Source organism: Curtobacterium sp. SORGH_AS_0776 (genome assembly GCF_031453355.1).
Classification (GTDB): Bacteria; Actinomycetota; Actinomycetes; order Actinomycetales; family Microbacteriaceae; genus Curtobacterium.
Window position 1 is genome coordinate 627,942 of record NZ_JAVIYU010000001.1, and the last position, 17,612, is coordinate 645,553.

18 protein-coding genes and 2 pseudogenes are annotated in these 17,612 nt (G+C 72.8%); 11 read left to right on the top strand and 9 right to left on the bottom strand.

Annotated elements, in window-relative coordinates; all coding sequences use genetic code 11:
- Nucleotides 1-160: 160 nt before the first annotated feature.
- The 4 genes from QE359_RS03125 to QE359_RS03140 all read right to left on the bottom strand — a co-directional run bounded on the left by QE359_RS03125 (nucleotide 161) and on the right by QE359_RS03140 (nucleotide 3,195).
- On the bottom strand, nucleotides 161-856 hold the full coding sequence (locus QE359_RS03125) for a DinB family protein (RefSeq protein WP_309777512.1): 696 nt from the start codon (nucleotides 854-856) through the stop codon (nucleotides 161-163).
- Nucleotides 853-1,464: a hypothetical protein gene (locus QE359_RS03130; RefSeq protein WP_139199256.1), complete on the bottom strand. Its 612-nt coding sequence runs from the start codon at nucleotides 1,462-1,464 to the stop codon at nucleotides 853-855. The genes QE359_RS03125 and QE359_RS03130 overlap by 4 nt, the downstream gene beginning before the upstream one ends.
- A 60-nt stretch (nucleotides 1,465-1,524) precedes the next feature.
- Entirely contained in the window at nucleotides 1,525-2,403 is an 879-nt protein-coding gene (locus QE359_RS03135; protein ID WP_309777513.1) for an aminoglycoside phosphotransferase family protein, read from the bottom strand.
- 129 nt (nucleotides 2,404-2,532) lie between these two features.
- Complete coding sequence (locus QE359_RS03140; RefSeq protein ID WP_071302407.1) at nucleotides 2,533-3,195, bottom strand: ScbR family autoregulator-binding transcription factor; 663 nt, start codon at nucleotides 3,193-3,195, stop codon at nucleotides 2,533-2,535.
- A 90-nt stretch (nucleotides 3,196-3,285) separates the two neighbouring features.
- On the opposite strand from QE359_RS03140, the gene QE359_RS03145 reads away from it, so the two are divergent.
- Nucleotides 3,286-3,711: a hypothetical protein gene (locus QE359_RS03145; protein ID WP_309777515.1), complete on the top strand. Its 426-nt coding sequence runs from the start codon at nucleotides 3,286-3,288 to the stop codon at nucleotides 3,709-3,711.
- Between the two features lie 19 nt (nucleotides 3,712-3,730).
- Here the strand turns inward: QE359_RS03145 and QE359_RS03150 are convergent, their stop codons facing one another.
- The gene (locus tag QE359_RS03150) at nucleotides 3,731-4,861 is read right to left on the bottom strand and encodes a GAF domain-containing protein (protein WP_309777517.1); all 1,131 of its coding nucleotides are present in this window, start codon (nucleotides 4,859-4,861) and stop codon (nucleotides 3,731-3,733) included.
- Nucleotides 4,858-5,634 (bottom strand): ThuA domain-containing protein, encoded by a 777-nt coding sequence (locus QE359_RS03155; RefSeq protein ID WP_309777520.1) that lies wholly within the window; start codon nucleotides 5,632-5,634, stop codon nucleotides 4,858-4,860. Before QE359_RS03155 ends, QE359_RS03150 begins: the two co-directional genes overlap by 4 nt.
- Nucleotides 5,635-5,795: 161 nt before the next feature.
- Between QE359_RS03155 and QE359_RS03160 the strand changes: the two genes are divergently transcribed.
- Nucleotides 5,796-6,179, top strand: coding sequence for a DUF3817 domain-containing protein (locus QE359_RS03160; RefSeq protein WP_309780395.1), 384 nt, complete (start codon nucleotides 5,796-5,798; stop codon nucleotides 6,177-6,179).
- 84 nt (nucleotides 6,180-6,263) lie between these two features.
- On the opposite strand, the pseudogene QE359_RS03165 reads toward QE359_RS03160, so the two are convergent.
- Nucleotides 6,264-8,475: pseudogene (locus tag QE359_RS03165) on the bottom strand (NADP-dependent isocitrate dehydrogenase).
- 191 nt (nucleotides 8,476-8,666) lie between these two features.
- On the opposite strand from QE359_RS03165, the gene QE359_RS03170 reads away from it, so the two are divergent.
- Both QE359_RS03170 and QE359_RS03175 read left to right on the top strand, forming a co-directional pair.
- Nucleotides 8,667-9,032 (top strand): hypothetical protein, encoded by a 366-nt coding sequence (locus QE359_RS03170; protein ID WP_309777522.1) that lies wholly within the window; start codon nucleotides 8,667-8,669, stop codon nucleotides 9,030-9,032.
- Nucleotides 9,033-9,060: 28 nt separating this feature from the next.
- A complete protein-coding gene (locus QE359_RS03175; protein WP_309777524.1) occupies nucleotides 9,061-10,752 on the top strand; it encodes a cation:proton antiporter in 1,692 nt (563 codons plus the stop codon).
- A gap of 3 nt (nucleotides 10,753-10,755) precedes the next feature.
- On the opposite strand, the gene QE359_RS03180 is transcribed toward QE359_RS03175, so the two are convergent.
- The gene (locus QE359_RS03180; protein WP_070417557.1) at nucleotides 10,756-11,250 is read right to left on the bottom strand and encodes a hypothetical protein; all 495 of its coding nucleotides are present in this window, start codon (nucleotides 11,248-11,250) and stop codon (nucleotides 10,756-10,758) included.
- 162 nt (nucleotides 11,251-11,412) lie between these two features.
- Between QE359_RS03180 and QE359_RS03185 the strand changes: the two genes are divergently transcribed.
- From QE359_RS03185 to QE359_RS03195, 3 genes are all read left to right on the top strand, one after another.
- A complete protein-coding gene (locus QE359_RS03185) occupies nucleotides 11,413-12,402 on the top strand; it encodes a M23 family metallopeptidase (protein WP_309777526.1) in 990 nt (329 codons plus the stop codon).
- Nucleotides 12,403-12,485: 83 nt separating this feature from the next.
- Nucleotides 12,486-13,745, top strand: a complete 1,260-nt coding sequence (locus QE359_RS03190; protein ID WP_309777528.1) for a hemolysin family protein — start codon at nucleotides 12,486-12,488, stop codon at nucleotides 13,743-13,745.
- A 104-nt stretch (nucleotides 13,746-13,849) separates the two neighbouring features.
- Nucleotides 13,850-14,755: a helix-turn-helix transcriptional regulator gene (locus QE359_RS03195; protein ID WP_070417554.1), complete on the top strand. Its 906-nt coding sequence runs from the start codon at nucleotides 13,850-13,852 to the stop codon at nucleotides 14,753-14,755.
- 18 nt (nucleotides 14,756-14,773) lie between these two features.
- Here QE359_RS03195 and QE359_RS03200 read toward each other — a convergent pair whose 3' ends face one another.
- The gene (locus QE359_RS03200) at nucleotides 14,774-15,010 is read right to left on the bottom strand and encodes a hypothetical protein (protein ID WP_309777530.1); all 237 of its coding nucleotides are present in this window, start codon (nucleotides 15,008-15,010) and stop codon (nucleotides 14,774-14,776) included.
- 38 nt (nucleotides 15,011-15,048) lie between these two features.
- Between QE359_RS03200 and QE359_RS03205 the strand changes: the two genes are divergently transcribed.
- The 4 genes and pseudogenes from QE359_RS03205 to uraH all read left to right on the top strand — a co-directional run bounded on the left by QE359_RS03205 (nucleotide 15,049) and on the right by uraH (nucleotide 17,453).
- Complete coding sequence (locus QE359_RS03205; protein WP_309777531.1) at nucleotides 15,049-15,786, top strand: methyltransferase domain-containing protein; 738 nt, start codon at nucleotides 15,049-15,051, stop codon at nucleotides 15,784-15,786.
- A gap of 180 nt (nucleotides 15,787-15,966) precedes the next feature.
- Nucleotides 15,967-16,449 carry an FBP domain-containing protein gene (locus tag QE359_RS03210; RefSeq protein ID WP_309777532.1) on the top strand — a complete coding sequence of 161 codons (483 nt, stop codon included), beginning with the start codon at nucleotides 15,967-15,969 and terminating at the stop codon, nucleotides 16,447-16,449.
- 206 nt (nucleotides 16,450-16,655) lie between these two features.
- Nucleotides 16,656-17,114, top strand: a pseudogene (uraD, locus tag QE359_RS03215) (2-oxo-4-hydroxy-4-carboxy-5-ureidoimidazoline decarboxylase); the annotation flags it as partial.
- Nucleotides 17,115-17,453: a hydroxyisourate hydrolase gene (uraH, locus tag QE359_RS03220; protein ID WP_309780396.1), complete on the top strand. Its 339-nt coding sequence runs from the start codon at nucleotides 17,115-17,117 to the stop codon at nucleotides 17,451-17,453.
- Nucleotides 17,454-17,612: the final 159 nt, after the last annotated feature.

Sequence of the window (17,612 nt, forward strand, 5' to 3'; positions counted from 1 at the left end):
ACAAGTGGGTTCGAACCTACGCAGGGGGCAGGGTCACCGCACAACCGAGGACGGGCGCCGGAGCGACTCCCTGCGGATCCGCGAAGCCGGAAACACCCGGTCAGGACAGGTGCAGCGCCCCGACCCTGGGAGAACGGTAACGATCGCGAGCAGTCGTCGGCTATGCGCCGAGGTCGCGGAGTCCCGACCGCTCGGCGACGTCGACCAGGTGCTCGCGCCAGAGGACCCACTCGTCCGGGGTCTTCTCGGCGAGGTTGCCGTCCCCGTCACCCGCGAGCCCGTCGAGCATCTCGCGCACGATGTCGGCGTGCCCCGCGTGCCGGGCCGTCTCGTACCCCATGTGCACGAGGATCCGGTGCAGGGTCACCCGCCGGCGGTCCTCCGGCCACCAGGGAACGACCCCGCGGGCGTCGAGGTCGAGCGCCTCGATCGTGGCGTCCGCGTGCGCGGCACTGCGGTGGTGGAACGCGACGACGTCGTCCAGGGTCTCGTCGAGCGTCGCGTACATGTCGTCGCCGTCCTCGGACTCGAGCCAGGCGGGCGGGTCCGGCAGCGGGCGCCCGAAGACCTCGCCGAAGTACATGGCCTGCACGCCCGCGACGTGCTTCACGAGGCCGAGCACGTTCGTCCCGGTCGGCGTGACCGGCCATCGTGCCTGCCGTTCGGCGAGCCCGTCGAGCTTGGCGACCAGTGCCGCGCGGTGCTTCTGCAGGTACCGGTGCAGCGTCCGCTTGATGACCTCGGCGTCGATGCCGGTCGTCGACCCCTCGTCCGACAGCATCGAGCCGCCGCTCGAGGCGATGGTCGGTGCTGCCGGTGCGGGGTGGACCTCGGGGACCGGGTCGGCGCTCGTCATGCCCTCGATCGTGCCACCGAACGCTCGCGGACGCGCTCCGACTCCTGCACGGCGACCCGTTCGGCGGTGAGCAGGAGCCCGGCGACCTCGCCGGAGTTCCGCGCCGGGGCGTCGTTCCAGCTGGTGAGGTCGCGGACCCGTCCCATCCGGACGTCCGGCGCCGGGCACCAGAGGACCGGCTGTCCCTCGTCGACGGCGAGGGCGTGCCACACCAGGTCGAGGGCGCGCTGCACCTGCTGCGAGTGCACGGCGTGCGGGCCACCGGCAGCGGAGACCACGGAGCCGACCAGGCACGCGGCGACGAGGGGGCGGCCCTGCACGTCCATCGCCGCGGCACTGGAGGCCTTCCGCATCCGACCGTGCTCGTCGACGTACGCGAACCACGCGTGCTGGATCCACCCCCGTTCGATGACGCCGCGCGCCCCGGAGAGCAGCCGGGCGAGGTCGTCCAGCTCCTGCAACCGGGCCTCGACGCGACGGTCGCGCGCAGCGGAACGGCGTGCGGAGAACCGGTCGAGGAGCCCGCGGAAGCCGGTGCGGGTCGGGGTGGACGGGACGGGAGAGGCGTCGGTGGCGACGTCGTGCTGGACGCGGAACTCGAGGGTCATGACGGCCCCTCCGATCTTCACGTGCACGGATTGGTGCGGTCACGATAGCCCCGCGCGGACTCAGTCGTCCAGCACTTCTCCGATCACCCGGCCTGCGACGGCGCGGAACGCGCGGTCGTCGGACAGGTGGAGTGCCGAACCGATCGAGACGGCCCAGGCACGCGCCCGCTCCCAGGTGTCGTCGTCGGCCGCGACGCGCGCGCGGAAGGTGCGCCGCGCCTCCCGGTCGAGCGTGAGCCACGCGGTGGCGAGGTCGACGGCCGGGTCGCCCGCGGTCACGTCGCCGAAGTCGACGACCGCCGCCAGGCGGGTCCCGCCGTCCGGTGCCGTCTCGAAGAGCACGTTGAAGGGGTGCAGGTCGCCGTGCACCCAGACGGGAGGCCCGGCGTACGCGGGCAGCGCCGCCGCGGTCCGCCAGACTGCCGCGAGTTCACGGGCCCGGGGCACGTCCGCCGTCGCGAGTCGCGTCAGGACGCTGTCGCTGCGCGTGGCGAGCGGCACCGCGCGGACGGGGTTCACGGGAGCGTCCGGCGGCGCGGGGACGTGCAGCAGCTCGACGAACGCGGCGAGCGCCTCGGCCACGTGCACGCCGCCGGCGCGTTCGGCCGCCGGGGTACCGGGCAGCCAGCGGACGACGCTCCACGACCACGGGTACCCGAGGGCCGGGCGTCCGGTGCGGACCGGATCGGGGACGGGCACGATCGCCGCCACCCGGTGCGCGATCTCCGGCAACCACCGCTGCTCGTGCTCGATGAGCGCCGCAGCTGCCGCCCGGCGGGGGAGCCGCACGGCGAGCAGCTCGCCGAGCCGGACCATGACGTTGTCCCAGCCGCTCGCCACGATCGCGAGCGGGAGGTCCGCGAGGTCCGGGTGCTGGTCGCGGAGCAGGGCGGCGACGAGCGGGACGTCGACGTCGACCTCGGCGGCGGGGGTGGCCATCGGGTCAGGGTAGCCGGGGGCGCGCACACCCGTGAACTGGGGAGAGCCGGGCGGGGCGGGCGCTCGGTAGCCTCGAGGGACCAGCGACGTGGGTGTCCATGGGGGGACCCGCGTCGCGTGGCGGTCGGGTCAGGCGTCGTCGGGCAGCGGGGCGATCAGCGCGACGAGCCGGGGGATCTCGGGGCGTACCCGGTCGGAGACGATGGCCGCGAGCAGGACCGTCCAGAGCTCACGGAGCCGGACGTACAGGTCCGACCGGTCGGCGAGGACGTCCGAGACGGTCTGCACCCCCGTGTACGCGGGGATGACGACGCGACCGACGAGTTCCGGGTCCCACGCGGGGTCGACCTCGCCGGCGTCGATGCCCTGTCGGACGAGGTCGGTCACCACGGCGATCCAGTCGGCGTACGGGTCCTGCCGGGCCACGTCCGCCGTCGCGGCCTCGGTGGACAGACGGATGCCGGCGCTCACGACGGTCTCGTGGATCATCTGCGACGCGAGGCCCTGGGACATCCACATGAGCACCTCGAGCGGGGTCGTCCCGCGGGCGGCCGCCGCCTCGCCGTACCGCCGGGAGACCTCGTGCTGCCGGGCGATCACCGCGCCGGCGAGGTCGGCCTTCGACGTGAAGTGGAAGTACAGCGCACCCTTGGTGAGACCGGCCCGCTCGGCGACGGCGTCCATCGAGGTGCCGAGGTACCCGCGCTCGTCGAACTCGCCCGCCGCCGCGTCGAGGATCGCGGCACGGGTGGCGACCGCCCGCTGCTGCCGCGTGCCACCGTCCTGCGCCATGATCCTGCAAGCGTACCGATGCGGCCGTCCCAGGCGGTGTCCGGGTGACGTCCGGGAACCTCCCCGGTCGGCTGTCGTACGGTTCCCGGCATGGACGGATGGCGGAACCCGGTGCGCTGGGCACGGACGGGTCGGTGGCTGCTGCTGCCGATCGCCGTGCTCGACTGGGTCGCGCTGGCGCCGCAGACCGTCGTCGTGCTGGCGTTCGCGATCGCCGTGGTCGGGCTGACCGGCATCGCCGCGGCGCTCGTCGCCCGGATGCTCCGAGGGTCGCGGGGCGCGATGGCGGCGCTCGGGGTGGTGCTCCTGCTCGGCGGGCTCGTCGTGTTCGGCCTCGATCCGTTCCCGGCGTCGATCCCGCTCATCGACGGGTGGTGGCCGGAGTCGATCACGCAGCCGCAGGTCGTGGGGAGCGCCTACTGGCAGCTCGCCGGCCTCGGGATCGAGCTCGCCGGGTTCGGCATGCTCGCGACGCTGCTGGTCGTGTCCCTGACCGCGAAGCCCGCGCAGCGCTGACGACCGCGGGCGCGGGCGCTCAGTCGCGCGTGAGGACGAGGAGCGTGCCGGCCGTGGCGACGCCCCGGACCCGGTCGACCAGGCTCGCGGTGTCGTCGGCGCCTCGCACCCATCCGATCAGCGTGTCGAGGTCCCCGACCGCGGCCAGCAGTCCGTCGGTGCACAGCACGACGCGGTCTCCCGACGCGAGTTCGAGCGCACCGGGGGTCCGCGGCGTCCCGTCCGGTTGCAGGCCGATCGGCAGGTCGTGCGACCGGAGCACCGCGGCACCGCCGTCCGCGCGCACGACCGCCGCGAGGCCGTGCCCGGCGTCCCGGTGCACGACGTGACCCGTCGCGGGGTCGAGCCGCAGGTGGAAGAGCGACCCGACGGTGTCCGCAGCCGACAGGTCGGCGGCGACCTGCGCCTCCAGGCCGACGATCGCGGTCTCCACGTCGACGTCGGTCCGCGCGATCACGGCTGCCCGGACCGCTGCTGCCAGGAGCGCCGAGGCGCGACCGGCTGCCGGGACGGCTCCGACGGTGCAGTGCAGGCGGCCGTCGGCGGCGACTCGCCAATCCGCGACGTCACCGGAGTCCTCGCGGGGGAGCGTCAGCACCTCCAGCGAGTACCCCGGGACCTCGACGGGTCCGGGGACGAGGCCCTCCACGACCCGCCGGACCCGGTCGCGCTCGATCGTGTGCCCGAGCTCCCGCTCCGCCCAGCGCGCGAGGTCGCGGAGCAGGTCGATGTCCTCGGCCGTCAGCGAGCGCGGCGTCGCGTCCATGATGCAGAGCGTGCCGACGCGCGTGCCGTCGAGCATCGACAGCGGTGCGCCCGCGTAGAACCGGATGCCGTGCTCAGCCACCGCGGGGGTGTGGGCGAACCGGGGATCGAGCGTGGTGTCCGGGATGACCATCGGCTCGGGGCTCAGGACGGTCGTCGCACAGAACTGCTCGCTCGCCGGCACGCTGGAGCCCTGTTGCCACCCGAAGGTCGACTGGGACGTGACGAGTCCGTCGTGGACGAGGTTGAGGAAGGTCAGCGGGACCCCGAAGGCCTCCTGCGTCATGCGGGTGATGCGGTCGAAGCGCTCCTCGGGGCCGCAGCCGAGGACGCCGAGCGCCTCGACCACGGCCGACCGGTGCGCTGCGGCGTCGAGGTGGGTCACCCGTCCTGTCTACCCGCACCCTCGCCCAGGAACCAGTCCCGCGGGTGGGGGTCGGCGGTCAGTTCGCGTCGCTCGGACACCGGCGCCGCCCACGCGGCCGCGTTCGACAGCACCCGCTGGACGTCCGGGTGGTGGTACACCGGGTACTCCTGGTCACCGGGGGAGAAGTAGAAGACCTTCCCGAGGCCCCGGCGGTACGCGACGCCCGAGCGGAAGACCTCGCCGCCGGCGAACGTCGACAGGAACACCTCTTCGTCGGGGCGCGGGATGTCGAAGTACTCGCCGTACATCTCCTGGCGGTCGATGACGATCGGGTGCGGGACGCCCGCGGCGATCGGGTGCTCGGGTGCCACGGTCCAGACGAGCTCGCGCTCCCCGTCGTTGCGCCATTTCAGGGAGCAGGTCGTGCCCATCAGGCGCTTGAACGGCTTCGAGTAGTGCCCGGAGTGCAGCACCACGAGGCCCATGCCCGCGTGCACGGCATCGACCACGAGGTCGACGACGGCGTCGCTGACCTCGTCGTGGGCGGCGTGGCCCCACCAGAACAGGACGTCGGTGGTGGCCAGTCGCTCGGCGGTGATGCCGTGGTCGGGCTCCTGCAGGGTGGCCGTGCTCACGGTCGCGTCGGAGTGGTGCTCGCGGAGCGCGGCGGCGATCACGGTGTGCATGCCGTCGGGGTAGTGCCCGACGACGGTCTCGTCACCCCGGCTCTCGTGCACGTTCTCGTTCCAGACGACGATGTTCAGGGGACGGGATTCGGTCGGCGTCGACATGGCTCCCACGCTAGTCCGCCTGGTCGTCGAATCGATACGACCACCGGAGTGTCGGGGGTTTCCCGGGAGGCGTCCGCGACGATGTCCGCATGACTCCCCGCTCCCTGTTCCGCGCCGCCGCGGTCGCCGAACTCGTGACCTGGACCATGCTCATCGCCGGGATGGTGCTCAAGTACGGCCTCGGTGCCGGCGACTGGGGCGTCCGGATCGGCGGCGGGGTGCACGGGTTCGTGTTCCTGGCGTACCTCGTCGTGACGACCGTCGTCGCGGTGAACCAGCGGTGGTCGGCCGGAGCGCTCGTGCTCGGGTGGGCGAGTGCCGTCGTGCCGTACGCGACGGTGCCGTTCGAGGTCGCCGTGGCCCGGCGCGGGATGCTCGAGGGCCCGTGGCGCCAGGGTGCCGAGGGGCGCGTCGGGTTCTGGGACCGCCTGCTGTTCTTCGTGGTGCGGCACCCGGCGGTGTCGATCCTCGTCGGCGTCGTCGCCGTCGCCCTGGTGTTCGTGGCGCTGCTGGCCGCAGGCCCGCCCGTCCCGTCCCGGAACTGACGCGACAGCGGTGGTCGCGACCACACGACGGACGGGAGGCGCGGTGCCAGCTGGCACCGCGCCTCCCGTCCGTGCGTCCCGCGGCTACAGCGCGGCGAGGATCCCGTTCAACGTGGCGGACGGGCGCATCACGGCGCTCGTCTTGGCGTCGTCCGGACGGTAGTACCCGCCGATGTCCGCCGGGTGCCCCTGCACGCTGTTCAGCTCCTCGACGATCGTCGACTCCTGCTCGTCGAGCGTCGCCGCGATCTCGGCGAACGCCGAGGCGAGCTGGGCGTCGGTCGTCTGCGCCGCGAGCTCCTGGGCCCAGTACTTCGCCAGGTAGAAGTGGCTGCCGCGGTTGTCGATCGACCCGAGCTTGCGACCGCGGCGACTTGTCCTCGTCGAGGAACGTGCCGGTCGCACGGTCGAGCGTCTCGCCGAGGATCTTCGCCCGCTCGTTGCCCGTCACACCGGCGAGGTGCTCGAGGCTGACCGCGAGGGCGAGGAACTCGCCGAGGCTGTCCCAGCGCAGGTAGTTCTGCTCGACGAGCTGCTGCACGTGCTTCGGCGCCGAACCACCGGCACCGGTCTCGAACAGGCCGCCGCCGCCGAGGAGCGGGACGACGGAGAGCATCTTCGCCGAGGTGCCGAGCTCCATGATCGGGAACAGGTCGGTGAGGTAGTCGCGGAGCACGTTGCCCGTGACGGAGATGGTGTCCTCGCCGCGGCGGATGCGCTCGAGCGAGAAGCGCATCGCGTCCTCGGGGGAGAGGATCTCGATCTGCAGGCCGTCGGTGTCCTGCTCGGCGAGGTAGGTCCGCACCAGGCCGATGAGGTTCGCGTCGTGCGCACGGGTCTCGTCGAGCCAGAACACCGCGGGGGAGCCGGTCGCACGGGCACGCGTCACGGCGAGCTTCACCCAGTCGCGGATCGCGACGTCCTTGGTCTGGCAGGCGCGCCAGATGTCACCGGCCTCGACCTCGTGCTCGATGACCGTCTCGCCGCCGCTCGTGACCACGCGGACGCGGCCGGCTGCCGGGACCTCGAAGGTCTTGTCGTGCGAGCCGTACTCCTCGGCCTTCTGCGCCATCAGGCCGACGTTCGGCACCGAGCCCATGGTGGCCGGGTCGAACGCACCGTTGGCGCGGCAGTCCTCGATCGTGGCCTGGTAGATGCCGGCGTAGCTCGAGTCCGGGATGACCGCGAGGGTGTCGTGCTCCTCGCCGTCCGGACCCCACATGTGGCCCGAGGTGCGGATCATCGCGGGCATGGAGGCGTCCACGATGACGTCGCTCGGGACGTGCAGGTTCGTGATGCCCCTGTCGGAGTCGACCATCGCGAGCTCGGGGCCCGCGTCGATGCCGTCCGCGAACGCCTGCTTGATCTCCGCACCGTTCGGCACGGCGTCGAGCCCGGCGAGGATCGAGCCGAGGCCGTCGTTCGGGTTGAGCCCGGCGGCGGCGAGGTCGGCGCCGAAGCGCTCGAAGACGCTCGGGAAGAACGCCCGGATGACGTGGCCGAAGATGATCGGGTCGGAGACCTTCATCATCGTGGCCTTGAGGTGCACCGAGAACAGGATGCCCTGCTCCTGCGCCGCGCGGATCTGGTCCTGCAGGAAGGCCTCGAGCGCACGGACGTGCAGCACCGTGCCGTCGACGACCTCGCCCGCGAGGACGGGGATCGACTGCTTGAGGACCGTGGTCGCACCGTCGGCACCGACGAACTCGATCGTCAGGACGTCGTCGGCGGGGGCGATCCAGGACTGCTCGTTCGAGCGGAAGTCGTCCGTGCCCATCGTCACGACGTTCGTCTTCGAGTCGTGGCTCCAGGCGCCCATGCGGTGCGGGTGCTTGCGGGCGTAGTTCTTGACGGAGAGCGGTGCGCGGCGGTCGGAGTTGCCCTCGCGCAGGACCGGGTTCACGGCGCTGCCCTTGGTGCGGTCGTAGCGGGCGCGGGCGTCGCGCTCGTCGTCGGACGTCGGCTCGTCGGGGTAGTCCGGCAGGTCGTAGCCCTGCGCCTGGAGCTCCTTGATCGCGGCCTTGAGCTGCGGGATCGACGCCGAGATGTTCGGCAGCTTGATGATGTTCGCCTCGGGGGTCTTCGCGAGGTCCCCGAGCTCGGCGAGGGCGTCGTCCAGGCGCTGCTCGGCGGTGAGCCGCTCCGGGAACTGGGCGATGATCCGGCCCGAGAGCGAGATGTCGCGGGTCTCGACGTCGACACCTGCGGTGCCGGCGAAGGCCTGGATGACCGGGAGGAAGGAGTGGGTGGCGAGGAACGGCGCCTCGTCCGTGAGGGTGTAGATGATCTTGGCCATGCTGGCGGGTACTCCCTTGTTCGACCGTCGGTACGTCCACGCTACTCGCGCAACGGGATGTCTCGACATCAAGATACATGGTGCCGCCTGCGTGGAGCAGATGCTCGGATGGCTTCCTGGAGGCGCACTGTCGACTCATAGGAACGTCGCGTGGAGTGGTCTTCCGCACCACACGACCGCAGGAGGCGCGCATGTCGACGACACGGCAGACACCGGAGGACTTCGGGTGGTCCGCGGAGGACCTCCGTTCGGCGTACGCCGTGGACGGCAGCGGGCCGTACCGGTACGCGCCGGACGGGTCCGGGCCGTTCTCGTACGACGAGGACGGCTCCGGGCCGTGGTTGGTCGGTCCGACGCCGCGTCGTGGGCTCGCCCGCTTCGCGCCGCGGGACCGTGGGTCGGGCTCGCGGTTGCGGCGGATCGGGACCGCCGTGACCGCGGGCACGCTCGCGCTCGTCCTGGCCGCCGGCAGTGTCGCGGTCGTCGCCCACGTCCTTCCTCCACACCACGCGGTCAACGCCTCGGCTGTCCACAGCGCGGAGCCGGACCGGGACTGATCGCCCGGAACGGTGCCACGCTGTGGGAGTGAACGAACTCCTCGTCATCGGTGTGGTCGCCCTGGTCGCCATCGCGGGCGCCGCCGTGCTCGGCCCGCGCATCGGGGTCGCCGCGCCGCTCGTCCTCGTCGCGGTGGGGGTCGCCGCGAGCCTCGTGCCGTGGATCCCGCACGCCCGGATCGAACCGGAGTGGATCCTCGCAGGGGTGCTGCCCCCGTTGCTGTACTCGGCGGCGGTGTCGATGCCGTCGATGAACTTCCGGCGGGAGTTCGGCGCGATCAGCGGCCTGTCGGTCCTGCTCGTCGTCGCGTCGAGCCTGGTGCTCGGGCTCTTCTTCGCGTGGGTCGTCCCGGGGCTGGGCTTCTGGTGGGGCATCGCGCTCGGGGCGATCGTCAGTCCCACCGACGCCGTCGCGACCTCGATCGTCAAGCAGACCTCGGTGTCACGGCGGGCGATCTCGATCCTCGACGGGGAGTCACTGCTCAACGACGCGACCGCGCTCGTGCTCCTCCGCACCGCGATCTTCGCCGCGGGCGCGTCGTTCTCGTTCTGGGGCGCACTCGGAGACTTCGCCCGGGCCGTCGCGATCGCCGTCGTCATCGGCTGGTTCGTCGGCTGGCTCAACGTCTGGGTGCGGTCCCGGGTGCCGAACGCCGCGGTGAACACGGCGCTGTCCTTCGCGGTGCCGTTCGTCGCCGCGATCCCGACCGAGCACTTCGAGGGGTCCGGCCTGGTCGCGGCGGTCGTCGCGGGGCTGTTCACGGGCATCGTCGGCCCGCGCAGGCTCCCCCCGGGGCACCGGCTGTCGGACGCCCAGAACTGGCAGACGATCGAGCTCGTGCTCGAGGGTGCCGTGTTCCTGACGATGGGACTGCAGCTCGCGTCGATCCTCGGCGACGTGCAGGACCAGCACGCCGGGATCGGGCCGGCGCTCCTCATCGCCGTCGGCGCCCTGGTGCTCACCGTCCTCGTCCGGGCGGCCTACGTCGTGCCGCTGCTGCTCGCCCTGTCCGCCAGCGCCGAGCGCGGCGAACGGATGCAGACCCGCTTCGCGGAGATGCACGCGCAGGACCGCGACGCCATGAGCGAGGTGATCCGCGAACACCGCCCGGGCAACCGGGCGCCGTCCGAACGGGAACTCGACCGGTTCGCGGTGCGGGTCCGACGCACCCTGGCGGACATCGCGTACTACACGAAGGCGCCGCTCGGCTGGCGGGAGGGCACCGCGGTGGTCTGGGCGGGGATGCGCGGCGCGGTGACCGTCGCGGCGGCCCAGACGCTCCCCGACGGCACGCCCCAGCGGTCACTGCTCGTCTTCGTCGCGTTCGCCGTGGCCCTGCTGTCGCTCGTGGTCCAGGGCGGGACGATCGGGCCGCTCCTCCGTCGCATCGCCGCGCCGACGACGGACACCGCCGCGCAGGACACCGAGGAACGCAAGCGGCTCCTCGAGCTCATGCGTGCAGCGGCGGAGCAGGTCCCCGGGACGAGCGAGGCCGGACCCCGCGCGCGGGAAGAGCTCGAAGCCGCCGACCCCGCCGAACTCCGGGCGTGGATGGGGCGCGAGAAGGCCCGGCGCCTGGCGGTGCTCGAAGCGCAGCGCGCCGCGATCCTCGACGCCCGCGACGACGGCAGCTTCGACGCCGAGGTGCTCGAGTCGATGCTGCAGAACCTCGATGCCGAGCAGATCGCCCTCGAGCTCAGGGGCGCTCCCGCACGGTGACGGTCACTCGCCGATGCGCACCCGGAAGACCCGGACGCCGGCGGTCTTCAGGGCCGCGAGCCCCACGCGCATCCGGAAGTTCCGGAACGGCCGCTCGAACCCGGACGGTGCCGACGCCGCGCCGATCTGGTGGAGCACCTCGGACGTCAGCGTCCGCTCGACCTTCGGCGCGAGCCGGGTCAGCCCCGAGACCGTCACGACGATTCGGACCGCGTGCGGCGCGAGCAGCGGGTCGATCATCTCGGCGGCCTCGTGCGCACGGTGGAACGCCGGGTCGTCACCGGGTCGACGGATCGCGATGACGGCGAGTTCGGCGTCCCAGGTCTCCTCGGGATCGGGCAGGTCGTCCACCCCGACCACGCGCATCCGGGCGGCGTCGACCCCGGCCCGGACGGCAGCGGTCCGGAGCACCGGCAGGAGCTCCTGCGTCCCGGCGAGCACGACGTGCGCCGACGCCAGGTCGACCGGTTCGTGCCGCTCGCGCGGTGTTCGGGCCATGTGGAGGGTCCTTTCCGCTCGCTCACTGCGGACACTACTGATCGGGCGGCCTCCGGGGCCGGGGCGGGCTGTGGGATCAGCAGCCTCCCAGCACTTCGGTAACGATGAGATCACGAAAGGACCTGTACAAAGCGACAGAGTCGTGCAGAATGGTGGGCGGCCATGACGACTGCACGCGAACTCGACCAGCACCCGGACACCCCGGTGGTGCACCTGTCCCGTCGCGCCGCCCTCGAGGCCGAGCGCGCAGCAGCCCGCAAGCCGGCCCGCCGCGAGCGGACGCCGAAGCCCGAGCGCGCACCGAAGGCCGAGCGCACGCCCGCGCCGCCTCGCGCGCCGAAGCCCGAACGCACCGGTCGCCGAGCTGCCGCCGCGCGTGCGACGACCGAGCACGTCGACGCCCGCATCCAGCGCGTCGTCCGCCGCCCCGCGCCCGGCGTGACCGCCGTCGCCCGGGCGACCCGCGCCTCCAGGTCCCGCCGCGCCAGCCGCGTGACGCTCACGAGCGCCCTCGCCGCCCTCGCGATGTTCGCCGCGTCCGCGATGCCCGCGCACGCCAGTGCCGGCACCTCGATGGCGACCGCGACCCTCGCGCCCTCCGTCCGCACGCAGGACTACGCCGTGACGCAGGCGATCTCCGCCTCCGCCCTCGACCGCGACGGCTTCACGGTCGGCGGCGGTTCGGCCGGGGCCCCGGGCACGTCGGTGTCCTACGGCGGCGAGGTCCGGTCACCGTTCCCCGGGCCGGTGCGGATGAGCTCGGGCTTCGGCTACCGCTCGGCTCCGTGCGGCGCCTGCTCGTCGCTCCACCAGGGCCTCGACTTCAACCCGGGCATGGGCGCGCCGATCGGTGCCGTGGCCGCGGGGACCGTCCGGGTCTCCGGCACGTACTTCTCGTACGGCACCGCGGTGATCATCGACCACGTGATCGACGGGCGCGAGGTCTCGACGCTCTACGGCCACATGATCCCCGGCTCCTCGCCGCTGAAGGTCGGGGACACCGTCGAGGCCGGGCAGTTCATCGGCAAGGTCGGCTCCTCCGGGGTCTCGACCGGGGCGCACCTCCACCTCGAGGTCCTGATGGACGGCGAGACCCCGATCGACCCGGAAGCCTGGCTCGAAGCGCGCATCGGGCGTTCCCTCACCGCCTGATCAGGTTCCCTGTGCATGCTCACAGGCATGGACGACTGTCACAGACCGCCCACCCGTCGCCGATCTGAGCCGGCAGCCCGCTGATGGGACCCGACACCTGGATCGCCTTCGGGCTCGTGGTGCTCTTCGTGCTCGTCGGTGGCGTGTTCGCCGCAGCCGAGATCGCCCTCGTCTCTCTCCGTGAATCCCAGCTGCAGCAGCTCGAGCGCCGCGGGTCCCGCGGGATGCGCGTCGCCGAGCTCGGCCGCGACCCGAACCGTTTCCTCTCCGCCGTGCAGATCGGCGTGACCGTCGCCGGGTTCTTCTCGGCCGCGTACGGCGCATCGTCGATCGCTCCTGACGTCGCGCCGCTGTTCACGGGCCTCGGGCTCGAGCAGGGTGCTGCCGAGACGGTGGCACTCGTGCTGATGACCCTCGTGATCGCCTACCTGTCGCTGGTCTTCGGCGAGCTCGTGCCGAAGCGGCTCGCCCTGCAGCGCGCCGAGGGCTTCTCGATGGCCGTGGCCCCCACGCTCGACCGGTTCGCCACGCTCATGCGCCCGGTGATCTGGCTGCTCTCGAAGTCGACCGACACCGTCGTGCGGCTGCTCGGCGGGGACCCGAACGCCCGGAGCGAGTCGATGAGCACCGAGGAGCTCCGCGGTCTCGTCGAGGACCACGACGCCATCGACGCCCAGGGACGCCGGATCGCCCGGAGCGCCCTCGACGCGGGCGACCGGATCCTCCGCGAGTCGATGCGGCCCTGGTACGACGTGTCGACGATCGACGCGGGCATCTCGATCGCCGCGGCCACCGACCACGCCATCGACCTCGGGCACACCCGGTACCTCGTCACCGACGGCACGCGGGACCACGTCGACGGGTTCGTGCACCTGCGGGACCTGCTGCGCCCGGAGGACCCCACCGCACCGGTGTCGACCCTCGTGCGTCCGGTGCTCGCGCTGCCCGAGACGAAGTCGCTGTCGAGTGCGATCGCGGACATGCGCACCGAGGGACACCAGATCGCCCTGGTCGTCGACGAGTACGGCGGCAGCGCGGGCATGGTGACGCTCGAGGCGCTGCTCGAGGACCTCGTCGGACGCATCCGCGACGAGTACGACGAGCCCGCGGCCGAGCACGACGGCGTCGACGGGGCGACCGTGCTCGAGGACCTCGTGGCCGACGGCGGCCCGGCCCTCCCCGACGGCGACTACGAGACGGTGGGCGGCTTGGTGCAGGTGGCGCTGGACCGCGTGCCGGAGGTCGGGGACGTCGTCGAGGTCGGCGGCCACCGGCTCGAGGTGACCGCCATGGACGGTCACCGCGTGGCGCGCGTGCGCATCACGGCCGACGCAACCGCCTGAGCACTGGAGGCGCGGTGCGGGGCCGCCCCGCGCCTCCCGTCCGTCCCGTCCCGGGTACGGGCAGGGCCTGCCGCGGTACCAGCCACGGGACGTACGCTCGTCGCATGGGTATCGACGTGCGCAACGAGATCCGCGACTTCCTGTCCTCGAGGCGGGCGCGGCTCACTCCCGAGCAGGTCGGCATGCCGTCGTTCGGCGGTGGTGTCCGACGGGTGCCGGGGCTGCGTCGGCACGAGGTCGCCATGCTCGCCGGCGTCAGCGTCGACTACTACACGCGGCTTGAGCGGGGCTCGCTCAAGGGCGTCTCGGACAGCGTGCTCGAGGGGCTCGCCGGTGCGCTGCAGCTCGACGAGGACGAGCGCGTGCACCTGTGGGACCTCGCCCGCCTGGCGAACGCCGGCGTGAAGGTCATGCACCGCAACGTCCCGACCCGCGTGCGCCCCGGTGTGCAGCGGCTGCTCGACTCGATCACGGGAGCGCCCGCCTGGGTGCGGAACGAGCGCGGTGACGTGGTCGCGACGAACGAGCTCGGTCGCGCGCTGTACGCGCCGATGTTCGCGGGCCCCGGTCGCCCGGTGAACACCGCGCGCTTCACGTTCCTCGACCCCGCGGCGAAGGAGTTCTTCGCGGACTGGGCGCAGACCGCTCGGGACGCGGTGGCGATCCTCCGTGCGGCCGCGGTCTCGAACCCGTGCGAGCCCGGACTCGTGACCCTCGTCGGCGAGCTGTCGACCCGGAGCGAGGAGTTCCGCACGTGGTGGGCCGCCCACGACGTCCGGATGCACCGCACCGGCAAGAAGCGGCTCGTGCACCCCATCGTCGGTGAGCTCCGGCTCGACTACGAGGCGCTGGAACTCGTCGCGGACCCGGGCCTGGTGATGTTCTCGTACTCGGCCGAGCCCGGCAGCGAGTCCGAGCGGTCCCTGGCGCTCCTCGGGTCGTGGGCTGCGACCGAGCGTGCCGAGCACTACGCGGCGCTGCGGGAGTCGGAGACCGAGTCGGTCGACTGACCTCCCGCGCGACGGGCGTCAGACGGTGGGGGTCGCGGGACCCGTCTCGTCGGGGCTGGCGCCACCGTCCTCGATGCCGTCGACGGCGGCGTCGTACCGCAGCCGCTCGATGCGCAGCTGCCGCTCCGTCGCGGACAGCCGCAGCACGCGGATCGCGGCGAACACGAGCACGATGAGCGCGACCGTCAGCACGGCGAGCGCCACGACGAACGCGATGTACAGGACACTGACGACGGCGAATCCCCCGGAGACCATGGCCCGACCGTAACAGGCCCGGTCCGTAGGCTGGGGCCGTGACGAGGACGACGGACGGTTCAGCGGGGGACGCCGACTCCGCCCGCATCGGTCAGGACCACAGCAAGTACCGTCGGCCGGAGCCGTCCTTCGCCCGGGCGATCGCGAAGGCCCTCGGCGACGCCCGGACGGTCCTCGACGTGGGCGCCGGCGCCGGCGCCGGGTCCTACGAGCCCACCGACCGCGAGGTGACCGCGATCGACGCCACCGCCGAGGACCTGCCGTTCGCCGACGACACGTTCGACGCCGCGATGACGACCTTCTCCGTGCACGAGTGGGGCGACCTCGAGCGTGGGCTGGCCGAGCTGCGCCGGGTGACCCGGGGTCCGATCGTGATCCTGACGTGCGACCCCGACCGTGTCGAGGACTTCTGGCTCGCCGAGTACGCCCCCGAGGTCATGGCGACCGAGGCCCGGCGCTACCCCTCGCTCGCCCGGATCGCGGCGGCCCTCACCGACGACGCGGTCACGACAACGCGCCTGCCGATCCCGTTCACGTGCATCGACGGGTTCTCCGAGGCGTACTACGCGCGGCCGGAACGCCTCCTCGACCCGGGCGCACGACGGGCGGACCCGGCGTGGAGCTCCGTCGACGAGATGACCGCACGGCGATCCGTCGCCGCGCTCCGCACGGCCCTCGAGTCCGGCGAGTGGGACCGAGCCCACGGCGCGCTCCGCACGCAGCCGACGTTCGAGGGCTCGCTCGTCCTCCTCACCGCGCAGCCGCACCCGGCTTGACACGTCGACGTAGGCTGGTCGGGTGAGCTTCCAGGAGGTGGTCGGCGCCCGTTTCGCCGACATCAGGGCGTGATGCCCCCGGTCGCACCGTTCGGTGCGGCCGCCGTCATCGAACCCTGAACCCTCCGCCCGGTGCGGCATGCGTCCGCGTGCCCCGGGCCCGTCCGAGAGCGAACCACCATGCTGCCCATCAGCGAGAAGACCATCCGCACGTCCTTCGTCAACGCCTCCCGCAAGGAGACCGGCGACCTCACGCTGCCCGCCGACCTCGACACCCTCGACTGGGACGCGCTCGACTACCTCGGCTGGCGCGACCCGAAGCTCGCCCGGCGCGCGTACGCCGTCGTGCCGACCCTCGAGGGCGACCTCGTCGGCATCCTGTTCCGGCAGGCCGAGGCCTCGCCCCGTGCCCGGGCGCAGTGCTCGTGGTGCCAGGACGTGAAGCTCCCGAACGACGTCGTGTTCTACAGCGCGAAGCGGTCCGGCACGGCGGGTCGCAACGGCAACACCGTCGGCACGCTCGTCTGCCAGGACTTCCAGTGCTCGCGCAACGTCCGGCGGACGCCGCCGCTCGCGTACGAGGGCTACGACGTCGAGGCCGCACGGCTGCAGCGGATCGAGGACCTGCAGCTCCGCGCGGCGTCCTTCGCCGCGGAGGTCTAGCCGCGAGTGCGCACGCGGACGACGAGTGCGCGGCGTGCAGCGCGCGCAGACGTCGTCGAGGTGCGCACCTGCGGGACGGGAGGCGCGGTGCGGGCCCGACCCGCGCCTCCCGTCCCACAGCGGCGACCGTTCCGGGACCGTGGGTCACGTCGCGCGGGTAACCACGGCGTAACCCCGGTGAAACGGGCGTTCCGTAGCGTGGCGGCATGGACATCGGCGATCTCGACGACGCGACCGTCTCCGACGCGGTCGCCACGGCCACCGGGTGGGCGGCCGTTCCGGCGTGGGCCGACGCACTCGCCGCCGGACGGCCGTACGGCTCCGTCGCCGCGCTCCTGGAGCGTGCCGCCGCCGAGGCACGTGGGTGGGGCGCCGCCGAGCTCGACGCCGCCCTCGCGCAGCACCCGCGGATCGGTGAGCGGGGCAGCGATGCCTCGTCAGCCCGGGAGCAGTCGGCCATGCGCGCCGCGGACGACGACGTCGCCCGGGCGATCGCCGCGGGGAACGCCGAGTACGAGCGGCGGTTCGGCCGGGTGTTCCTCGTGCGCGCGGCCGGCCGGACGCCCGAGGAGCTCCTCGCCGAACTCCGACGGCGGCTCGGCAACGATCCCGACGTCGAGGTCGCCGAGGCCGCCGGTGCCCTCGCGGACATCGCACTGCACCGCATCCGCGCGACCTTCGCCGTCGCCCAGCTGACCACGCACGTCCTCGACGCGACCCGGGGCACGCCCGCCGCGGGGGTGGGCCTCGTGCTGAGCACCGTCGACGGCGACGTCCTCGCGACCGGCACGACCGACACCGACGGACGCGCTGCGCTCGGGCCGGACGTCCTGCCGCGTGGCGACCTCCAGCTGCGCTTCGACACGGGCGGGTACCACCGCGCCGCCGGCGTACCGACGTTCCACCCGTTCGTCGTCGTGGCCTTCACCGTGCGCGGGACCGAGCACCTCCACGTGCCGCTCCTGCTCAGCCCGTTTGCCTACAGCACCTACCGAGGCAGTTGATCCCATGCCGCGCGGGGCATGTGTCCCGCCCGCAACCCGCGAGCGGGCGAAATGTGCGCAGCTCGCATGGCGAACGGCGCATGTTCCGCCCGCGTCGCCGGGCCGGGATGACGGGCGTGGGTCGCGTCCGTCACCGGACCGACGCCCGGAACGCACGCC